13 protein-coding genes and 1 pseudogene are annotated in these 18467 nt (G+C 66.7%); 4 read left to right on the top strand and 10 right to left on the bottom strand.

Going from position 1 to position 18467, the window contains the following annotated elements; translation table 11 throughout:
- Positions 1–78: 78 nt before the first annotated feature.
- From QX108_RS21135 to ltnD, 10 genes and pseudogenes are all read right to left on the bottom strand, one after another.
- Positions 79–1194 (bottom strand): tetratricopeptide repeat protein, encoded by a 1116-nt coding sequence (locus QX108_RS21135; RefSeq protein ID WP_315782590.1) that lies wholly within the window; start codon positions 1192–1194, stop codon positions 79–81.
- Positions 1195–1233: 39 nt separating this feature from the next.
- Complete coding sequence (locus QX108_RS21130; RefSeq protein ID WP_409998541.1) at positions 1234–2196, bottom strand: MBL fold metallo-hydrolase; 963 nt, start codon at positions 2194–2196, stop codon at positions 1234–1236.
- A gap of 310 nt (positions 2197–2506) precedes the next feature.
- Positions 2507–4198 carry a methyl-accepting chemotaxis protein gene (locus QX108_RS21125; RefSeq protein WP_315719179.1) on the bottom strand — a complete coding sequence of 564 codons (1692 nt, stop codon included), beginning with the start codon at positions 4196–4198 and terminating at the stop codon, positions 2507–2509.
- Positions 4199–4451: 253 nt separating this feature from the next.
- Positions 4452–6080, bottom strand: a complete 1629-nt coding sequence (locus QX108_RS21120; protein WP_315782932.1) for a methyl-accepting chemotaxis protein — start codon at positions 6078–6080, stop codon at positions 4452–4454.
- 157 nt (positions 6081–6237) lie between these two features.
- Positions 6238–6710, bottom strand: a pseudogene (locus tag QX108_RS33515) (methyl-accepting chemotaxis protein); the annotation flags it as partial.
- A gap of 27 nt (positions 6711–6737) precedes the next feature.
- Positions 6738–8762: a HAMP domain-containing methyl-accepting chemotaxis protein gene (locus QX108_RS21110; protein ID WP_315782594.1), complete on the bottom strand. Its 2025-nt coding sequence runs from the start codon at positions 8760–8762 to the stop codon at positions 6738–6740.
- Positions 8763–9053: 291 nt separating this feature from the next.
- Positions 9054–11081: a HAMP domain-containing methyl-accepting chemotaxis protein gene (locus QX108_RS21105; protein ID WP_315719176.1), complete on the bottom strand. Its 2028-nt coding sequence runs from the start codon at positions 11079–11081 to the stop codon at positions 9054–9056.
- A gap of 278 nt (positions 11082–11359) precedes the next feature.
- Positions 11360–12637 carry a 3-oxo-tetronate kinase gene (gene otnK, locus QX108_RS21100; RefSeq protein WP_315719175.1) on the bottom strand — a complete coding sequence of 426 codons (1278 nt, stop codon included), beginning with the start codon at positions 12635–12637 and terminating at the stop codon, positions 11360–11362.
- The gene (gene otnI / locus QX108_RS21095) at positions 12634–13416 is read right to left on the bottom strand and encodes a 2-oxo-tetronate isomerase (protein ID WP_315719174.1); all 783 of its coding nucleotides are present in this window, start codon (positions 13414–13416) and stop codon (positions 12634–12636) included. Before otnI ends, otnK begins: the two co-directional genes overlap by 4 nt.
- A gap of 30 nt (positions 13417–13446) precedes the next feature.
- Complete coding sequence (gene ltnD / locus QX108_RS21090; protein WP_315782597.1) at positions 13447–14361, bottom strand: L-threonate dehydrogenase; 915 nt, start codon at positions 14359–14361, stop codon at positions 13447–13449.
- 128 nt (positions 14362–14489) lie between these two features.
- On the opposite strand from ltnD, the gene QX108_RS21085 reads away from it, so the two are divergent.
- The 4 genes from QX108_RS21085 (at position 14490) to QX108_RS21070 (ending at position 18462) form a co-directional block, all read left to right on the top strand.
- Positions 14490–15152: an aldolase gene (locus QX108_RS21085; protein ID WP_172112006.1), complete on the top strand. Its 663-nt coding sequence runs from the start codon at positions 14490–14492 to the stop codon at positions 15150–15152.
- 23 nt (positions 15153–15175) lie between these two features.
- Complete coding sequence (locus QX108_RS21080) at positions 15176–15388, top strand: hypothetical protein (protein ID WP_315719171.1); 213 nt, start codon at positions 15176–15178, stop codon at positions 15386–15388.
- Between the two features lie 710 nt (positions 15389–16098).
- A complete protein-coding gene (locus tag QX108_RS21075; protein WP_315782598.1) occupies positions 16099–17133 on the top strand; it encodes an ABC transporter ATP-binding protein in 1035 nt (344 codons plus the stop codon).
- Between the two features lie 39 nt (positions 17134–17172).
- Entirely contained in the window at positions 17173–18462 is a 1290-nt protein-coding gene (locus QX108_RS21070) for a PotD/PotF family extracellular solute-binding protein (RefSeq protein ID WP_172112003.1), read from the top strand.
- The last annotated feature ends 5 nt before the right edge of the window (positions 18463–18467 follow it).

Genomic DNA, 18467 nt, shown 5'->3' with positions numbered 1-18467 from the left:
TCGCCCGGGCGGCGGGTCATGGAGCAAACGATGCTGGGCGCCGATTGGATGCCTCGGCCTGGTCAGCAGCGTGCCGGCTCAGCGCCGCGCGGCTGCCGGAACGGATCTCGGCGCCGCGTCGGCGGGCAACGCGCCGGTCGTCTCGGGGCTGGGCTGCCGCGGATCGCTGTCGCCGGCGAGTTGCTGGTCGCGCCGACGCGCGAGCGCATCGTCGCGGCGAGCCACGGCGGTCGCAAGCTCCGGGTTCAGCTTCAGGGCCTGGTTGAAATCGGCGAGCGCACGATCGTAGCGCCCCTTGGCGAGCCAGACCGCGCCGCGGTCGCTATACAGCTCGGCGTCGCTGAAGCTCATGCGCACGGCCCGATCGAGATCCACCAGCGCCTCGTCGAGCTCGCCCGTCCGCTGTAGCGCCAGCGCGCGATCGTGAAGCAGCGCCGGATTGTTCGGATCGAGCCGGATCGCCCGCTCATAGTCGGCCACGGCGCGATCCCAGCGCCCCCTGCGGCCAAGGTCCCTGGCGCGATAGCGGTAGAGGTCGGCATTTCGCGGCGCGAGCCGGATCGCCTCGTCGAAATCGGCAATGGCGCCGTCGAGATCACCTTGCTGGCTGCGCTCCAGACCGCGCCTGACGAAGCCTGCGGCAGTGGTCGGAGACGCCGGCAAGACCCGCTCTCCTGCGGTGGCCTCCGTTGCCGGTGCCGGCACCGGCGCCGGGCTGCTCGTGGCCACCGGCGGCGATGCCGGCAGCACCGCGCCGGTTGCGTCCTGCGCCGCGGACGCCGCATCGAGAAGCGGCTCCGATCGGGGTTGAGGGGATGGCTGCAGTGCGACGGAGCGCGTGGCCTCCGGTCGGCTCGTCCAATCGGCGAGCGATGGAAACAGCAGGATCTCGATCCCGATCAGGATCGCGCTGAGCACCGTGGTCGCTGCAATGAACTGCAGCACCGCGTCCCAGCGCTCGCGGCGGATGCGCGCGCGCTCTGAGGCAAGCTCATCGTCATAATCGGCGCGCAGGCCCGGGTCGCTCAGGATCTTGTAGGCAAGGATGATGATCTTGAGCTGGTGCTCCGACGCCGCATCGCCACCCCCTCTGAGATCGGGATGATGCGCCTTCGCGGCCTGCCGGAATGCGCGCTTGATCGTACCGAGATCGGCGCGCGGCGAAACCCCGAGCACCTCGTAATGGGTTTTCATAATTCAGCCTCGCGGCCCCCTCCCGCGCTCCGTTCGGAATCATGCGGACAGCATGTCGAGCGCATAATGGGCGCCATCGCGAACGAGCCGGCCAAATCCGGGCCATGGAAAATGCGAGCCGCAGATCAGCATGCTGTCTGCGACCACCCTGTCGAGCAATCTGCGCCGGCTGACCTCGGCAGCCGGACCGTCCTGGTCATAGGCCCCGTGCCATCCGGGATGGCGCAGGCTGAGCGCCGGCACATAGGCCGTGTCGCCCGAGATCATCAGCTGCTCCTGGCCGGAGCCGAGATGAAAGGCGGTATGTCCCGGCGTGTGGCCGGGGACGCTGACGAAATGAATGCCGGGCACCACCTCGTCCTGCCCGTCGACCGGCAGCACGTTCTTCCAGCCGGGGATGACGCTCTGGATGCGGCGGGCGAGCGCCTGGCGCCACGGCGGCAGGCGACTGGTCAGCGACGGATCGGTCCAGAACTTGTACTCGGCCGCAGCCACGATGATCTCCGCATTGGGAAATACGGGCGCATTGCTGTCCTCGCCGAGCAGTCCGAAAATATGATCGGGATGGAAATGCGAAATCAGGATGGTGTCGATGTCCTGGGGACGAAGGCCGGCCGCTTTCAGATTGTCCAGCATGCGGCCCGACACGAAGATCGAGTCGGAATTGTAGCCCTGCACCTGCCCGCCGCCGCCGGCGTCGCACAGCACGGTCTTGCCCTTCAGCCGCACCACATAGGTGCAGATCGGGACGGGGACGAAAGCGGGGCTGAGGCCGGCCGCGCGCAGCGCCGCCTTGACGTCATTGACGCCGGCATTGCTCAGGAAGCCCGCCTCATGCGGCTTCTCCCAGATGCCGTCATAGAGTGCGATCACCTCGGCATCGCCGATGGCGATCCGGCGAAAGCCGCGCTCCGGATCCTGGGTGCGGCGTCGTGGCTTGGCGGCGACGGCGAGCGGCGCATCGAGACCGAAGGCCGCGGCGGCGATCGCAGCCGACAGCACCAAGGTCCTGCGCGTGGGGTCGCACGCGATCACATTGCCCGCCACGTATTTGCACCGCTGGTTGAACAAATCTCGGATACAAGGAAGCTTTGCACCTTAGCGGGATTATGGCGCGATGACGGCGTTTGTGGCCGGTCCGTCCTGTGTGAGATGTTTGCAACGGTGCAGCGCACACAGACCGTGTCAGACGTTGCGACTGATTTTGCAGATCCGCAGCAGCGCCGGGGCCAACGCCTCGTTCGAGCATCGAACGCAAACAGCGGCCGTTCCCGGCCGCTGTCATCTGTCGTCATGAAAGCGGCGCGTTCGATCAGGCGGCGCGCACCGACTGCAGGAAACGGCTGACCTCCTGCTTGAGCTTTTGGCTGTCGCCCGACAGCTGGCGGGCGGCGGTGAGAACCTGCCCCGAGGTGTCGCCGGTCTCGCTGGCGCCGCGCTGGACGTCGGTGATGTTCGACGAGACCTCCTGGGTGCCGGCCGCAGCGTGCTGAATGTTGCGCGAGATCTCGGAGGTCGCCGCACCCTGCTCCTCCACGGCGGCGGCGACGGTGGCCGAAATTTCCGACAGCCGCTCGATCGTGACCGAGATTTCCCTGATCGCCGTCACCGACTCCTGGGTCGCGCTCTGGATGCTGCCGATCTGCTGGCCAATCTCACCGGTCGCCTTGGCGGTCTGCTCGGCCAGCGCCTTCACCTCAGAGGCGACGACCGCGAAGCCGCGGCCGGCCTCGCCAGCGCGCGCCGCTTCGATGGTGGCGTTGAGCGCCAGCAGGTTGGTCTGGCCGGCGATGGTGTTGATCAGCTCGACGACGTCGCCGATCCGGGTGGCGGCCTTGGACAGCTCGCCGACACGATCGTTGGTGCGGCGTGCCTGCTCGACCGCATCGGAGGCGATGCGCGCCGATTCCTGCACCTGGCGGCTGATCTCCCTGACGGACGAGGTCAGCTCCTCGGTCGCCGAGGCGACGGCCTGAACGTTCGCGGAGGCTTCCTCCGAGGCCGCGGCCACCGTGGTCGAAAGCTCCTGCCCGCGCGTCGCGGTGCCCGACAACGAGTTGGCCGAGTTCTCCAGCTCGCTCGATGCCGAGGAGACGGTCTCCACGATGTTGCCGACGGCGCTTTCGAAGCTGTCGGCGAGCCGCGACATCTCCTGCTTGCGCGAGACAGCGGCGCGCTTCTCCTGCTCCATGAGCTCGCGCGCATTGAAGCGCACCATCGTCTGCACGGTCTGCAGATTGCGCAAGGCGCGGCCGATCTCGTCGTCGCGCTCGATGCGCATCCGGGTGTCGAGCTTGCCCTGCGTGATGCTCTCCATGGTCTCGTTGACATGATCGAGCGGACCCACGATGACCTGCATCGTTCGCAAGCCGACCAGGCCGCAGAGCAGCACGCCGGCAGCCGCGATGCCCGCGCCGGTCATGCCGGCGAGCCCGCCGCCGCCGAACGACATCACGCCGAGCACGATCAGGAACAGGGTCTGCAGACCCAGCAGCGTCCGCAGCCGGGACGCAATCGTCCCGGTGAACATTGTAAGGTGATCGAACACCGAGCGGCGGCGGACGATGCCGTCATCGATCTTGTAGCCATGCGGCTTCTTCTCGCGGATCGCCGCGTAGACCTGCTCGGCCTCGGCGCGCTGGTCGGACGGCAGCTTGGTGCGCACCGACGTGTAGCCGACGACCTGGCCGTCCTTGCGGATCGGCGACGCCGTCGCCAGCACCCAGTAATAGTCGCCGTTCTTGCGGCGGTTCTTGACCGCGCCGACCCAGGGCCGCCCCGCCTTCAGCGTGGTCCAGAGATTGTCGAACGCCTCCGGCGGCATGTCGGGATGGCGCACGATGTTGTGCGGCTGCCCCATCAGCTCGGCCTCGGTGAAGCCAGCGGCGTCGACAAAATCCTGGTTGAAGAATGTCAGCTTCCCCTTCGCGTCGGTCTTCGACACGATCAGGGTGTCATCCGTGATCGGATACTCGACATTGGTGACGGGCAGGTTCTTACGCATGGCGCGGCTTCCAGTTTGTAATGATGGCCAGGAGGTCATGCCCGCACTGGCATGATTAACTATTCAGCAATCGGTCTACAGATTGTCGCAGCCGCTGATTAACCTAAGATAAAATGGCACAACCGCGAAACTACGGTTCTTCGGGTATGTTCCCATAGGTTGAGTCAGCCCCCAGCCGTCACGAGGACTCCAGCCAAAGAAAAACGGCGGCAACCATGTTGCCGCCGTGAGCCGAATGGGCTGCTGCCGTGGATCAGGCCGCGCGAACCGTTTGCAGGAAGCGCGAGACTTCGGCCTTCAGGCGATTGCTGTCGGACGACAGCGCCTGCGCCGCGGACAGAACCTCCGACGAGGCCGAGCCGGTCTCGTTGGCACCGCGCTGAACCTCGATGATGTTGGTGGAAACGTCCTTGGTGCCCTGCGAGGCGTGCTGGACGTTGCGCGAGATCTCCTGCGTGGCCGCGCCCTGCTGCTCGACGGCAGCAGCAATGGTCGAAGCGATCTCCGACAGCCGCTCGATGGTGCCCGAAATCTCCTTGATGGCGCCGACCGATTCCTGGGTCGCACTCTGGATGCCGGAGATCTGCTGACCGATCTCGCCGGTCGCCTTCGAGGTCTGCTCGGCCAGCGCCTTGACCTCGGTGGCGACCACCGCAAAGCCACGGCCAGCCTCACCGGCGCGCGCCGCCTCGATGGTGGCGTTGAGCGCCAGCAGATTGGTCTGGCCGGCGATGGTGTTGATGAGCTCGACCACGTCGCCGATCCGCGCCGCGGCCTTGGACAGCTCGCTCACCTGCTCATTGGTCCGGCGTGCCTGGTTGACGGCTTCGCCCGCCATGCGCGCCGATTCCTGCACCTGACGGCTGATCTCGGTCACCGACGACGACAGCTCCTCGGTCGCGGAGGCGACCGACTGCACGTTGCTCGAGGCGAGCTCCGAGGCCGAGCTCACGGTCGTGGTCAGCTCCTGCGCACGATCGGCGGAGCGGCTCAGCATATTGGCCGAGGTCTCCAGCCGTCCCGATGCGCTGGAGACGGCGTTGACGATGTCGCCGACGGTCTGCTCGAAGCGCCCGGCAAGATCCATCATGTCGCGGCGGCGATTCTCGGCCTGACGTCGCTCCGTCTCCTTCTGCTCGGCTTCGAGCGCCTGGACCCGGATCGCGTTGTCCTTGAAGATCTGCACGGCTTTCGCCATGTCGCCGACTTCGTCGCGGCGATCGAAATAGGGAATCGTGACGCTGAGATCGTTGGCGGCGAGACGTCCCATCGCGGCGGTCATGCTGGTGATACCGCGCGTGACCGCGCCGTTGAGGACGAACAGCGCGATCACCGCGATCGCGGCCATGACGATGCCGCCGGTGACGATCGCCGTCCGCGACGAGGCCAGGGCCGCGTCGGCGGCATCCGCGCGCGCCTGCAGCAGGGACGCTTCGGCGTCGATGACCTCCTTCACCAGCCCGCGCAGACCGTCCATGTACTTCTTGCCGGCGCCGGAGGCCTCGAGGTTACGTGCCTCGGCCACCGTCTGCGGATTGCGCATCAGCGCGATCTCCTTGTCAGCCACATCCTGGCGCCAGCCGGCCGCGGCCTTCTCGATCTGCTCGAAGCGGCGCTGCTGAGCCGGATTGTCGGACGTCAAGCGCTTCACTTCAGCCAGCGCCTTCTTGAAGGCCGCATCCGAATTTTTGTAGGGCTCGAGGAAGTTCTCGGTTCCGCCGACCAGGAAGCCGCGCACGCCGGTCTCGGCATCGACCATCGCGGAGACGAGCGCCTTGGTCTGATCGATCACCTGATAGGTATGAACCGTCCATTGATTGTTCTGGGCCAGCGTGGACAGGTTCTGCCATGTGATCATGCTGGCAATCACGGACACGACCATCGTCATCAGGAAGGCGGCGGCAAGCTTGCGCGACGTCTTCATGTTCAGCAGAAACGAGAGCATGCGAATCCTCTAAGGAGTTGGGGTCCCCCCGCAGCAGGCAGAAGGCGACTTGACATGGCGTAACGACAATTCCCCATGACAATTGAAGCAGGCGTTAACGATTGTGGCAGTAGATCCACGGGTATCGGCGCGACCGCTGCTCGGGAAACCATCGGCGCATGAATAAAGGGCGCGGCTTTCCGGCCACGCCCTGATCTCGTCGTCGCCGGATCTGCGCCGCCGACAGCACCTGGGACGACGCCGAGCCGGTCTCGCTGGCGCCGCGCGTACCTCGGCAATATTGGACGACACCTGCCGGGTGCCGATCGACGCCTGCTGGATGTTGCGCGAGATCTCCTGCGTCGCCGCGCCCTGCCCCTCGACCGCGGCGGCGATGGCCGACGAGATCTCCGACAGCTTCTCAATGGTGCCGGAGATTTCGCAGATGGCGCGGACGGATTCCTGCGTCGCCGCCTGGATGCTGCCGATCTGCTGGCCGATCTCGCCGGTGGCCTTGGCGGTCTGCTCGGCCGGCGCCTTCACCTCGGAAGCGACCGCGGCAAAGCCGCGGCCGGCCTCGCCGGACCGCATTCGGAGAGGCTGATGTGAACGGTGCTACGCCGCGCGCACCGTCTGCAGGAAGCGGCTGACCTCCAGCTTCAGGCGGTTGCTGTCCGTCGACAGGGTCTGGGCGGCCGACAGCAGCTGCGAGGACGCCGAGCCGGTCTCGCTGGCGCCCCGCTGAACCTCGGTGATGTTGGACGAGACCTGCTGCGTGCCCTGCGCGGCCTGCTGGACGTTGCGCGAGATCTCCTGGGTGGCCGCGCCCTGCTCCTCCACGGCGGCGGCGATCGTCGACGAGATTTCCGAGAGCCGCTCGATCGTGCCGGAGATCGCCTTGATGGCGCTGACCGACTCCTGGGTTGCCGCCTGGATGCCCGCGATCTGCTGGCCGATCTCGCCGGTCGCCTTCGAGGTCTGCTCGGCCAGCGCCTTGACCTCGGTGGCGACGACGGCAAAGCCCTTGCCGGCTTCGCCGGCGCGCGCCGCCTCGATGGTGGCGTTGAGCGCCAGCAGGTTGGTCTGGCCGGCAATGGTGTTGATCAGCTCGACGACGTCGCCGATCCGGGCGGCGGCCTTGGACAGCTCGCTGACCTTGTCGTTGGTGATGCGCGCCTGGTCGACCGCACCGCTCGCCATGCGCGCCGACTCCTGCACCTGGCGGCTGATTTCGGTCACCGACGACGACAGCTCCTCCGTGGCGGAGGCGACCGACTGGACGTTGGTCGTCGCCTGCTCGGAGGCCGCGGCAACGGTCACGGCCATCTGCTGCGAGCGTTCGGCGGTCGAAGTCAGCGAGCCCGCCGAGGCCTCCAATTCGGTCGAGGCCGACGAGACGGTCTCGATGATCTGTCCGACCGAGCGCTCGAACGAGTCGGCGAGCTCGCGCATGTCGCGCTTGCGCTGCTCGGCGGCGATCGCATCCGCCTGCGCCTTCTGCTCGGCCTCGGCGCGCGCCTTGGCTTCGGCGTTCTCGCGAATGATCACGACGTTCTTGGCCATGTCGCCGACCTCGTCGCCGCGGTTCGCGCCGGGCACCTTGATATCGAGATCGCCGGAGGCCATGCGGCCCAACGCACCGTTCAGCGCGACGATCGGGCGGGAGATGCCCATGAAGCCGAACGCCACTGAGCCGGCCAGCACGAGGACGAGCACGACCGAGAGCGTGAAGTTCACCCGCGTTGCGCTCGCAATCGTCGCCTCGGCTGCCTCCTTGGCTTCCTTGGCGAATTTGTCCGCCGCCTGGACGGCCTCCGCCATCAGCTTGCCGGCCTGATCGGCCGCGGGAAACATGCGTTCGGCGAGCAGCTTCGTCTTGGCCTCCTCGAGGGAGGCCGCCTTGGTCGAGGACTCGATATAGGTCTTGAGATCCTCGCGCAGCTTCTCAATGTCCGTCTTCGCCGCTTGCGGCACCCGCGCCATGATCTGGACGAAGCTCTGGTCAAGCTCCTTGGCCCGGGCCATCATGGTCTCCTTGGATCTCACGTCGCCGGTCGCCAGATAGCGCCACGCATGGGTGCGGATCCCGATGCCCACGGCGTTGAGCTCATGCAGATCGCGCTCGAGCGCGGTGGCGTCCGCCGCCTCCTTCAGCGCCGGTAGCTTGATCAGGTGATCGAACTGCTTGGTCCAGTCGGCGGCCTCCGTGTCGCGCAGCGCGTTCGTCGCCAGCAGCTCCTTCTGCATCCGGACGATCTCCTCGGCGCCGTTCTTGTAGTCGACCGTGAGCGCGAGAACCTTGCCGAAGCGCTCCTTGCTGGCCGGACGGACCGCCGTGTTCTGCGCGTTCTCGAGGCTCGACTTCACGCGTGCCTCGATCTGATGCTCGTCGGCAAGAAGCTTGTCGACCTCGGCCACGCTTCGCGCCAGCCGCACGCCGCGGTTGGCGAGTTGAAGGCTGCGCAGGTCGGCGTCCGCAGTCATCGTCAGCCTGCTGATCACCACTTGGCGATCGGACGCCTTGGTGGCCTCTTCAACGGCGCTCTGCGACATCTGCTGGTTGACGAGCGCTGCGACGGCCAGCAGCATGCCGATCAAGCCGGCGAGGCCCAGCTTGTAGCCGATACGATTGAGCTTCATGTCTCCGCTTCCCGGTGAGGCGCTGCAAAGTCCGATCGCTGGGAAACGCCGCGCCAATTTGCAAGAATTCAGACGTGCAAATTGGAACTCGCGCGTAGGGGAACCCTTAACGGACAGCACCGGAGATCTACGGGAGTTCAGCAGCCGCGCTGCGGCAGATTGACGCGAATGACGTAGAACTACGCCCCTTCGGAGGCTGCGCCCCCGCAAAGCTGAAAGGCCGGAGCGTTGCCGCTCCGGCCTTTCATTTACGTCTCGGACCAGTACTCGCCCGTTGTCCCGCTTGTTTTGCTACGCCGCCCGCACCGAGCCGAGGAAGCTCGCGACCTCCTGCTTGAGACGGCTGCTGTCGCCGGACAGCGCCTGCGCCGCGGCGAGCACCTGCGCCGAGGCCGAGCCGGTCGCGGCCGCGCCGCGCTCGACGTCGATGATGTTGGCGGAGACCTGCTGGGTGCCATGCGCGGCCTGCTGGACGTTGCGCGAGATTTCCTGCGTCGCCGCGCCCTGCTCCTCCACGGCGGCAGCGATCGCCGACGAGATCTCCGACAGCTTCTCGATCGTGGCAGAGATCTCCTTGATGGCGCCGACGGATTCCTGGGTCGCGACCTGGATGCTGGAGATCTGCTGACCGATTTCGCCGGTGGCCTTCGCGGTCTGCTCCGCCAGCGCCTTGACCTCGGAGGCGACCACCGCGAAGCCGCGGCCGGCGTCGCCGGCGCGCGCCGCCTCGATGGTGGCGTTGAGCGCCAGCAGGTTGGTCTGACCGGCGATGGTGTTGATCAGCTCGACCACGTCGCCGATCCGCGTCGCGGCCTTGGACAGCTCGCTGACGCGGCCGGTCGTGCTGCGGGCCTGGCCGACGGCATCGTTGGCGATGCGCGCGGATTCCTGCACCTGGCGGCTGATCTCGGTGACCGACGAGGCCATCTGTTCGGTCGCGGACGCCACCGACTGAACGTTCGTGGTGGCCTCCTCGGAGGCGGAGGCAACCGCCGTGGTCAGGCCTTGCGAGCGCTCGGCCGCCTGGGTGAGCGTTGTCGCGGACTGCTCGAGCTGGCTCGACGCCGACGAGACGGTGTTGACGATCTCGCCGACCGCGGCTTCGAACTGCTCGGCGAGCCGCTGCATGTCGGCCTTGCGCTGGCGCGCGGCGGTCGCATCCTGCGCACTCTTCGTCTCCGCTTCGGCGCGCGCCTTGTCCTCGGCATTGCTCTGGATCACGGTCACGGTCTTGGCGACGTCGCCGATCTCGTCACCGCGCGATGCGCCGGGGATTGCGATGTCGAGCCGGCCCCGCGCCATCTCGCCGAGCGCGGCATTGAGACGCGTCAACGGCCGGGCGATGCCGAAGAACGAGAACACGACCGATGAGATCACCGAGACGAGAACGGCCAATCCGACGATCAGCGTGATGCGGCTGGCCTGCGCCGCCACCTCGTTGGCATCGTAGCGGGCGCTGGCGTTGCGCGCGCGGGCATCCTGGATCGATGCGGTCATCAGCTCGCCGGCCTCGCCGAGATATATGAGCGTGCGGTCGCGCAGCAGCGCCTCCTTGATGCCCTCGGTCTTCACCACCTCGTCGTTGGCGGCGACGAACTCGGATGCGATGCCGTTGAGCCGGGTGATCGCGGCCTGAATCTCGCGGTCGTCGGCGAGCATGCGCGCATCGGTGAGCGAGCTCTTCAGCACCGGCACGGTCTGCTTGACCAGCGTGATCGTCGCGGCGTCGCCGGTCACGCCGAAGCGCCACGCCTGCGATCGCACATAGTTCAGCTTGGCGTCGGCGGCATGAAGCTGGCGCTCGACGCGCTCGCGGAAAGCGAGGTTCGGCAGCGTCGGCGAGCTCAGCACCGCCTGCAGCCCCTTGGTCCATTCGTTGGAGACGGCGCTGCGCTTGTCGATCTGCAGCAGCAGCGTCTTCTGCGCCTGCGCCAGCTCGACCGCGCCCGAGGCATAGCTCGTCATCAGCTCCTTGAGCCGGGTCAGGCGGGTGCGGTTCTCACTGGTCGTGACATTGGCGAGCGCGCCGTCGATGTCGGTGACCATGGCGGTCGAGAATTGCTGAATGTCGCTGGCCGCCTTCTCGGCGTCGGCCGGCAGCCGCGCCAGCCGCGCCGAGCGGCCCGCAAGCTGGCTCTGCTGCATGTTGATGCTCGCCGACATCACGCTTTCGACCACGCGCCGGGCGCGCTCGGCCTGCTCATTGGCGCGGTTGACCGCCGTCTCTGCGATCATCTGATTTGCGATCATGCCGACGGCCAGAGTTGCGCCGATGGCGCCAGCGAGCCCGAGTTTATAGCCGATCCGATTCAGTTTCATTGCCCCACCCACAGATGGACGCGTCACGCGACGCTCCGTATCGGCGGTATACAGGTGAGGTCCCTAGAGACCGTTAATTTACGGGAGTCGACGTGCATTACACGCGAAAAACTTCTGCTTTTTCTGTGTGCGTGACGGCGCTTATGGCGGCACGGTCATGCCTCCCGGCAATCCTCCGGCTCACAAACTATGCAGATGAGGAAATCAGGCTCCAGGCCTTGCAGGGCGTTCCAAAATCCGGCACGCCCTGATGCAGCCGGCCGGCGGCCGATGCGCTGCTACCGCATCAGCCCCAGCGCATCGGCAAAGAACTGCGGGCCGCCGAAATTGCCCGACTTCAGCGCCAGCAGCATATCCCTCGCCTCGGCGCCGATCGCGCGCAGCACCGGCACGCCGGCCGCAATCTCCGGCCCGACCAGGAAGCCGGGGATCTTCAGCCGGTCGACCACCGCGCCGGAGGTCTCACCGCCCGCGACGATCAGTCGCCTCACACCGGCGCCGATCAGTCCCTCCGCCAGATCGGCCATCGCCTGCTCAATGGCGTGTCCCGCGGCGTCGCGGCCGTGCCTCGCCTGCAGTGCGCCGACCTGATCCGGCGTGGCGCTGGAGGCGATCAGCACCGGCCCCTTGCCGATGCGTTCACGCGCCCAGGCGAGCGCGCGCCGCGTCTCGTCGGGTCCGGCGATGAGGCCCGCCGCGTCGAGATGCAGCACCGGCATGATGGTCTCGGCCTGCGCGATCTGCTGCAAGGTCGCCTGCGAGCAGCTGCCGGCGAGACACGCCGCCAGGCCGCCGACCGGCGCATCCGCATGATGGGCGAGGCCGTGCGACTGTACGTGACCGCCCTCGACCAGCGCCCGCGCCAGGCCGAGCCCGATGCCGGAGGCGCCGACGGAGACGCGGTTGTTCAGAGCGGCTGCGCCGATCGCCGTCAGATCGGCATCGAACACGGCGTCGACGATGGCAGCGCCAATGCCCTGCCCCGCCAGCTCGGCGAGCCGATGGCCGATCGCCTCGGGGCCGTGCACCACGGTCGCGAGATCGACCAGCCCGATCTTCCTTTGGCTCTGCCGCGCCAGCACCCGCACCAGATTGGCATCGTGCATCGGGTTGAGCGGATGATCCTTCAGCGGGCTCTCGTTGAGCGGCACGGCGCCGACGAACAGGTTGCCCTGATAGACCGTGCGCCTGGTCTCCGGGAAGGCCGGGGTCACCAGGACGATGCCGTCACCGGCATCGCCGGCGAGCGCATCCATGACCGGGCCGATATTGCCGGCGTCGGTGGAGTCGAACGTCGAGCAGATCTTGAACAGCACGTGCCGGGCGCCGCGCCCGCGCAGCCACGTATCGGCCTCGCGCGAGCGGGCCACGGCAAGGGAGGCCTCGATCGAACGGCTCTTGAGCGACACCACGACCGCATCGACCTCCGGCAGCGCGAGATCGGCGGCCGGCACGCCGATCGTCTGCACCGTGCGCAGGCCGGCGCGGGTCAGGGTGTTGGCGAGATCGGAGGCGCCGGTGTAATCGTCGGCTATGCAGCCGAGCTTCAGGGTCACGGCTTCACTCCCTTGTAGGCTGCGAACCAGCCGAGGCCGTCCTCGGTGCGGCCGCGCGGGTTGTACTCGCAGCCGACGAAGCCGGCATAGCCGAGCCGGTCGAGCTCGGCGAACAGGAACGGATAGTTCAGCTCCTCGCCGTCAGGCTCGTTGCGCGAGGGGATGCTGGCGATCTGGATGTGGCCGGTGATGTCCATCATCTCGCGCAGCCGCATCGTGACGTCGCCGTGGATGATCTGGCAGTGATAGATGTCGAACTGCAGCTTCAGGTTCGGAAGCTTGAGCTCGCGGATCAGATCGCGGGCGAAGCCGAAATCGTTGAGGAAATAGCCGGGCACGTTGCGCGCATTGATCGGCTCGATCACGACGTCCAGGCCATGGGGCGCGAAGAACTCCGCCGCCCACGCGACAGACTTGTAGTACGCCTCGACCGCCTTCGCATCGCTGCGCTCGGCGATCCCCGCCATCATGTGCAGCCGCTTCACGCCGGTGGCCTTGGCGTAGGGCAGCGCGGTCTCGAGGCTCGCCTTGAGATCGTCGAAGCGCTGCGGCAGCGCCGCAAAGCCCTTCTCGCCGGCATCCCAATTGCCGGGCGGAAGATTGAACAGCGCCTGGGTCAGGCCGTTGCCGTGCAGCCGCTTGCCGACCTCCTCGACCGGATGATCGTAGGGAAACAGGAATTCCACCGCCGTGAAGCCGGCCTTGGCGGCGGCGGCGAAGCGGTCGAGGAAGGGATGCTCGGTGAACATCATCGAGAGATTGGCGGCGAAGCGGGGCATGGCGTGAGAACTCGTGCTGTTACTTTGCTATCACTTGGAAGAGCCCGGCAGCTTGGTGCCGGTCACCTGCGCATACATCCGGGCGACCGACGCGTCGTCGTCGCGGCCCATGCCGGCGGCCGATGTCATCAGGAACATCTGCAGCGCGGCGGCCGAGACCGGCACCGGGAAGCGGTGATTGCGCGCCATGTCCTGGATGATGCCGAGGTCCTTGACGAAGATCTCCACCGCGCTGCGCGGCGTATAGTCGCCGTCGAGCACGTGCGGCATCCGGTTCTCGAACATCCAGGAATTGCCGGCAGAGGCGGTGATGACCTCATAGACCTTTCTGATATCGAGCCCCTGCTTGGCGGCGAAGGCGATCGCCTCGCTGGCGGCAGCGATGTGCACGCCGGCCAGCAGCTGGTTGATCATCTTGAACGCGGCGCCCTGCCCCGATTCATCACCGAGCTCGTAGAGCTTGGCGGCCATCGCATCGAGCGCGGGCCGCGCCTTGGCGAAGGCGGCCGGGCTGCCGGAGGCCAGGATCGTCAGCTCGCCCTGCGCGGCGCGCTGCGCACCGCCAGAGATCGGCGCATCGAGATAATGCCGCCCGGTGGCTTCGAGCTGCTTGGCGAGCCGGCGTGCGACATCTGGGTCCATGGTCGCGGAGGACACGAACACGGCCTCCTTCGGCATCGTTTCGGCGGCGCCGCCGGGGCCAAACAGGATCGCTTCGGTCTGCGCCGCATTGACGACGACGCTGACCACGATGTCGGCGCCTCGAGCCGCCTCCGCCGGACTGCTCGCCCCCTTGCCGCCGTCGGCCACGAACCGCGCCACCGCATCCGCCGAGACGTCGCAGCCGGTCACCGCAAAGCCCGCGCGCTTGAGCGAGGTCGCCATGCCAAATCCCATCGAGCCGAGCCCGATCACGGCGACGTTCAATTGCGATGGCGACGACATGCGGCAGATCCCTGAAGCGTTTCCTGGTGATGTCCGGTTGGCCCGGACTGGACCTTGGGTAACACGGCTTGGCCGGGTTGCCAAAGCGTGAGACAAAGCGGCACAACGGCGACGATGAGGAAAGACGCGTGGCGGACACTGCGATTCGCGAGGCCATCTGCCGGTTCGGCCGCTCGCTGTTCGAGCGCGGGCTGACGCCCGGCTCCTCCGGCAATATCAGCGTGCGGCTGGAGGACGGCGGCTGGCTGGTGACGCCGACCAACGCTTCGCTCGGCTTCCTCGATCCCGCCCGGCTGTCGCGGCTCGATGCCTCGGGCCGACTGATGTCGGGCGATGCCCCGACCAAGGAGGTGCCGCTGCACACCGCGCTCTACCAGACGCGCGATGCGGCGCGCGCCGTGGTGCATCTGCACTCGACCCATTCGGTCGCGATCTCGATGCTGCCGGAGATCGACCCCCGCGCCGCATTGCCACCGCTGACACCTTATTATTTGATGCGCTGCGGGCAGACGGCGCTTGTGCCCTATCATCGCCCGGGCGATCCGGCCGTGGCCGACGCCATCAAGGGCCTCGCCGGCAAATACGCCTCGGTGCTGCTGGCCAATCACGGTCCCGTCGTCTCCGGCGATACGCTGGAGGCCGCCGTGTTCGCGATGGAAGAGCTCGAAGAGACCGCAAGGCTCTATCTGCTGCTACGCGGGCTCAACCCGCGTCATCTGTCGCCGCAGCAGGTCGCCGACCTCGTCAAGGTGTTCGGCCTCAGTCTGCCCGAACACGCCGATCATCCCTGATCGCAGCGGTCCCGTGGAAGCGCATGCAGTACCCTGCACCATCGCCCGCCGAGATCGAAGCCGCCACCCGCGTGCTGTTCGACGAGGCGAGGTTCTATCGCTGGTTTCCGATCACGACCGAGTCCTATGAGATCTTCGCCGAGTCCGACCGGGTCGGCGCCGCCGAATTGCGCGGCATTGCCGAGCGCATGCTGATGGCGGCTGCCCACGCCAAGCTGGGAACAAGATTGCGCTAGCTGAAGCGAAAGAACTCTGGCGCACGTTCGCGCTTCGCGGCGCGCACCGTTGAGGCGAGCCCCGCTGTCACCCTCCCCTGGAGGGGGAGGGTCGGCTCACATGGAGCGCAGCGGAATGTGAGCCGGGGTAGGGTGATCTCTCCGCTTGCACCGGTTTCCGCGGCTCACCCCACCCCGCTCGCCCGCTTCGCGCGCGAGCGACCCACCCCCTCCAGGGGAGGGTGACCGCGAGATCGCGGCGCCTGCCGTGGCGTCACGCTCCGTCTTGTCAGCGCAAAGCTTTGATGCCTAATATTGAGGCAGAACTTGGCTGCGCAGGCACTCAGCGGCCGCTCGATCGATAGGCAGACACTGGCGAATTGCGCGCAGCCGCGCGACCGGCGTCTCCACCATCGATTGTAGTGGCGCCCGCTTCACACGCCTGGTGCACGGGCAGGGACGGGCTAAGGTGCCTCCACAACGTCGTGGTTGCCGTTGTTTTCTCGGAGAATCGTCCGGCACGAGCCAAGCGGCCGCCGGAGCAGACGGCGTATGCCGGCCTCTTGCATACGGTTCGGCTGAAGCGCGCGCTCTTTATGCACACGGCAATCCGGTTTCCGGTCATTGGCATATCCGTTGCAGACACCACGCAGGTCGGAAGCCGGGCGTTCGACCATGCGTGCGAGCACTCATGCCCGGCTGACGGCAACGATCGAAGACACGGAGGGCGGATGGCGGCGGGCGCGAGCTTGGAACTGGTGAAGGTGACGAAGATGTACGGTCACGTCACCGCCGTCGACGCAATCGACCTGCGGATTCCCGCAGGGTCCTATTGCTGCCTGCTCGGCCCTTCCGGCTGCGGCAAGACCTCGACCTTGCGCATGATCGCCGGACACGAGTCCGCGACCTCGGGCGACATCATCGTCGGCGCGAAGAACGTCACCGAGCTGCCGCCAGCGGGCCGCGGCACTGCGATGATGTTCCAGTCCTATGCGCTATTTCCGCATCTTTCCGTGATCGACAACGTCGCCTTCGCGCTCAAGATGAAGGGCGTCTCGAAACCCGAGCGCCACGCGCGGGCGCGCGAGCTGCTCGAACTCGTGGACATGCAGAGCTATGCCGGCCGCCTGCCGGCGCAGCTGTCCGGCGGCCAGCAGCAGCGCGTGGCGCTGGCGCGCGCGCTGATCACCTCGCCGCAGATTCTGCTGCTCGACGAGCCCTTGTCGGCGCTCGATCCGTTCCTGCGCCTGCGCATGCGCGCCGAGCTGAAGCGGCTGCAGCGCGAGCTCGGCCTCACCTTCATCCACGTCACCCACGGCCAGGACGAGGCGATGGCGCTGTCCGATCTCGTCGTGCTGATGAATGGCGGCCGCATCGAGCAGCAGGGCAGCCCGCGCGAGATCTTCAACCATCCGCGCACCGAGTTCGCCGCCCGCTTCATCGGCGGCCACAACGTCATCCCGCTGAACGGCGAGACCTTCGCGGTGCGCGTCGACCGCATCCAGCTGAAGGCGCCGAACGCGGCGATCGACGGGCCGGCGGTGCCGGGCACGATCAGCAAGATCGAATATCAGGGCACGTACGTGCTGGTGGCGGTCGCGACCGATGGCGGCCCCGAGATTTCGGCGCAGCTCAGCGACGACCAGTTCGATGCCGAGACGCACGTGATCGGCGAGCGCGTCGTCGTCACCTGGAATCCAGCCTACGCCGATGCTCTGACGCCCCGCCCTGCCGCAGCCGCGCCCGCTGCGGAGCTGGTCGCCTGATTTCGTTTGCTCGTTCTTTCTTTCCTCAAGGAGATGATCATGACTGATCGATCGAAGAAGACCCCTATCAGCCGCCGCTCGCTGCTCAAGGGCGCGGCCGGCGTCGCCGGTCTCGCCGGCACGGGCACGCTGCTCAGCGCGCCCTACGTCCACGCCGCCGACCCGAAGGTGCTGCGCTATCTCGGCACTGCCGTGAACGAGGGCGACGAGATCGCCAAGAAATGCCTCGCCGACACCGGCATCAAGATCGAATACATCACGGCGACCACCGATGACGTCACCAAGCGCGTCATCACCCAGCCGAACTCGTTCGACGTGCTCGACACCGAATATTTCTCGCTGAAGAAGCTCGTGCCGTCGGGCAACATCTTTCCGCTCGATGCGCGCAAGATCAAGGAGTTCAACAACATCACGCCCGTGTTCACCAAGGGCGAGCTGCCGAACGGCAAGAAGATCGGCGGCCAGGGCACCGCGCCCTGGAAGGTGCTGTATCTCGACGGTCCGAACTCCAAGACCTTCTCGGCGACGCCGACCGAATACGTCACGCTGATCCCGACCGTCTACAACGCCGACACGCTCGGCATTCGTCCCGACCTCATCAAGCGTCCGATCTCGTCCTGGGCCGAGCTGCTCAACCCCGAGTTCAAGGGCAAGGCCTCGATTCTCAACATCCCCTCGATCGGCATCATGGACGCCGCCCTCGTCGTCGAGGCGACCGGCCAGTACAAATATGCCGACAAGGGCAACATGACCAAGGCCGAGATCGACCTGACCATGAAGGTGCTGACCGAGGCCAAGAAGGCCGGCCAGTTCCGCGCGTTCTGGAAGGACTTCAACGAGTCGGTCAACCTGATGGCCTCGGGCGAGACCGTGATCCAGTCGATGTGGTCGCCGGCCGTCACCAAGGTGCGTTCGATGGGCATTCCTTGCGTGTTCCAGCCGCTGAAGGAAGGCTATCGCTCCTGGGCCTCGGGCTTCTGCGTCTCGAAGGCGGTGGGCGGCAGCCCGAAGCTCGACTGGGCCTATGAGTTCGTCAACTGGTACCTGTCCGGCTGGGCCGGCGCCTATCTCAACCGCCAGGGCTACTACTCGGCCGTGCTCTCCACCGCCAAGGCCAACATGACCGAGGACGAGTGGGGCTACTGGATGGAAGGCAAGCCCGCCAAGGCCGACATCAAGGCGCCGGACGGCACCTTGATGGAGAAGGCCGGCGCGGTGCGCGACGGCGGCTCCTACGACGACCGCATGGGCGGCGTGGTCTGCTGGAACGCGGTCATGGACGAGAACGACTACATGGTCCGCAAGTGGAACGAGTTCATCGCAGCTTGATCTGA

Origin of the sequence: Bradyrhizobium sp. SZCCHNR1002, from assembly GCF_032381435.1 — a bacterium.
Lineage (GTDB): Bacteria > Pseudomonadota > Alphaproteobacteria > Rhizobiales > Xanthobacteraceae > Bradyrhizobium > Bradyrhizobium aeschynomenes.
The sequence above is the reverse complement of the archived record's forward strand: the minus strand, read 5'-3'. Positions and strand labels throughout refer to the sequence as shown.

Excerpts from the sequence above, each read along its gene's own strand:
- QX108_RS21070 (WP_172112003.1), top strand. The coding sequence starts at position 17,173 with ATGACTGATCGATCGAAGAAGACCCCTATCAGCCGCCGCTCGCTGCTC.
- otnI (WP_315719174.1), bottom strand. The coding sequence starts at position 13,416 with ATGCCCCGCTTCGCCGCCAATCTCTCGATGATGTTCACCGAGCATCCC.
- ltnD (WP_315782597.1), bottom strand. The coding sequence starts at position 14,361 with ATGTCGTCGCCATCGCAATTGAACGTCGCCGTGATCGGGCTCGGCTCG.
- QX108_RS21080 (WP_315719171.1), top strand. The coding sequence starts at position 15,176 with ATGCAGTACCCTGCACCATCGCCCGCCGAGATCGAAGCCGCCACCCGC.
- QX108_RS21135 (WP_315782590.1), bottom strand. The coding sequence starts at position 1,194 with ATGAAAACCCATTACGAGGTGCTCGGGGTTTCGCCGCGCGCCGATCTC.
- QX108_RS21110 (WP_315782594.1), bottom strand. The coding sequence starts at position 8,762 with ATGAAGCTCAATCGTATCGGCTACAAGCTGGGCCTCGCCGGCTTGATC.
- QX108_RS21125 (WP_315719179.1), bottom strand. The coding sequence starts at position 4,198 with ATGCGTAAGAACCTGCCCGTCACCAATGTCGAGTATCCGATCACGGAT.
- QX108_RS21120 (WP_315782932.1), bottom strand. The coding sequence starts at position 6,080 with ATGGTCGTGTCCGTGATTGCCAGCATGATCACATGGCAGAACCTGTCC.
- QX108_RS21105 (WP_315719176.1), bottom strand. The coding sequence starts at position 11,081 with ATGAAACTGAATCGGATCGGCTATAAACTCGGGCTCGCTGGCGCCATC.
- QX108_RS21075 (WP_315782598.1), top strand. The coding sequence starts at position 16,099 with ATGGCGGCGGGCGCGAGCTTGGAACTGGTGAAGGTGACGAAGATGTAC.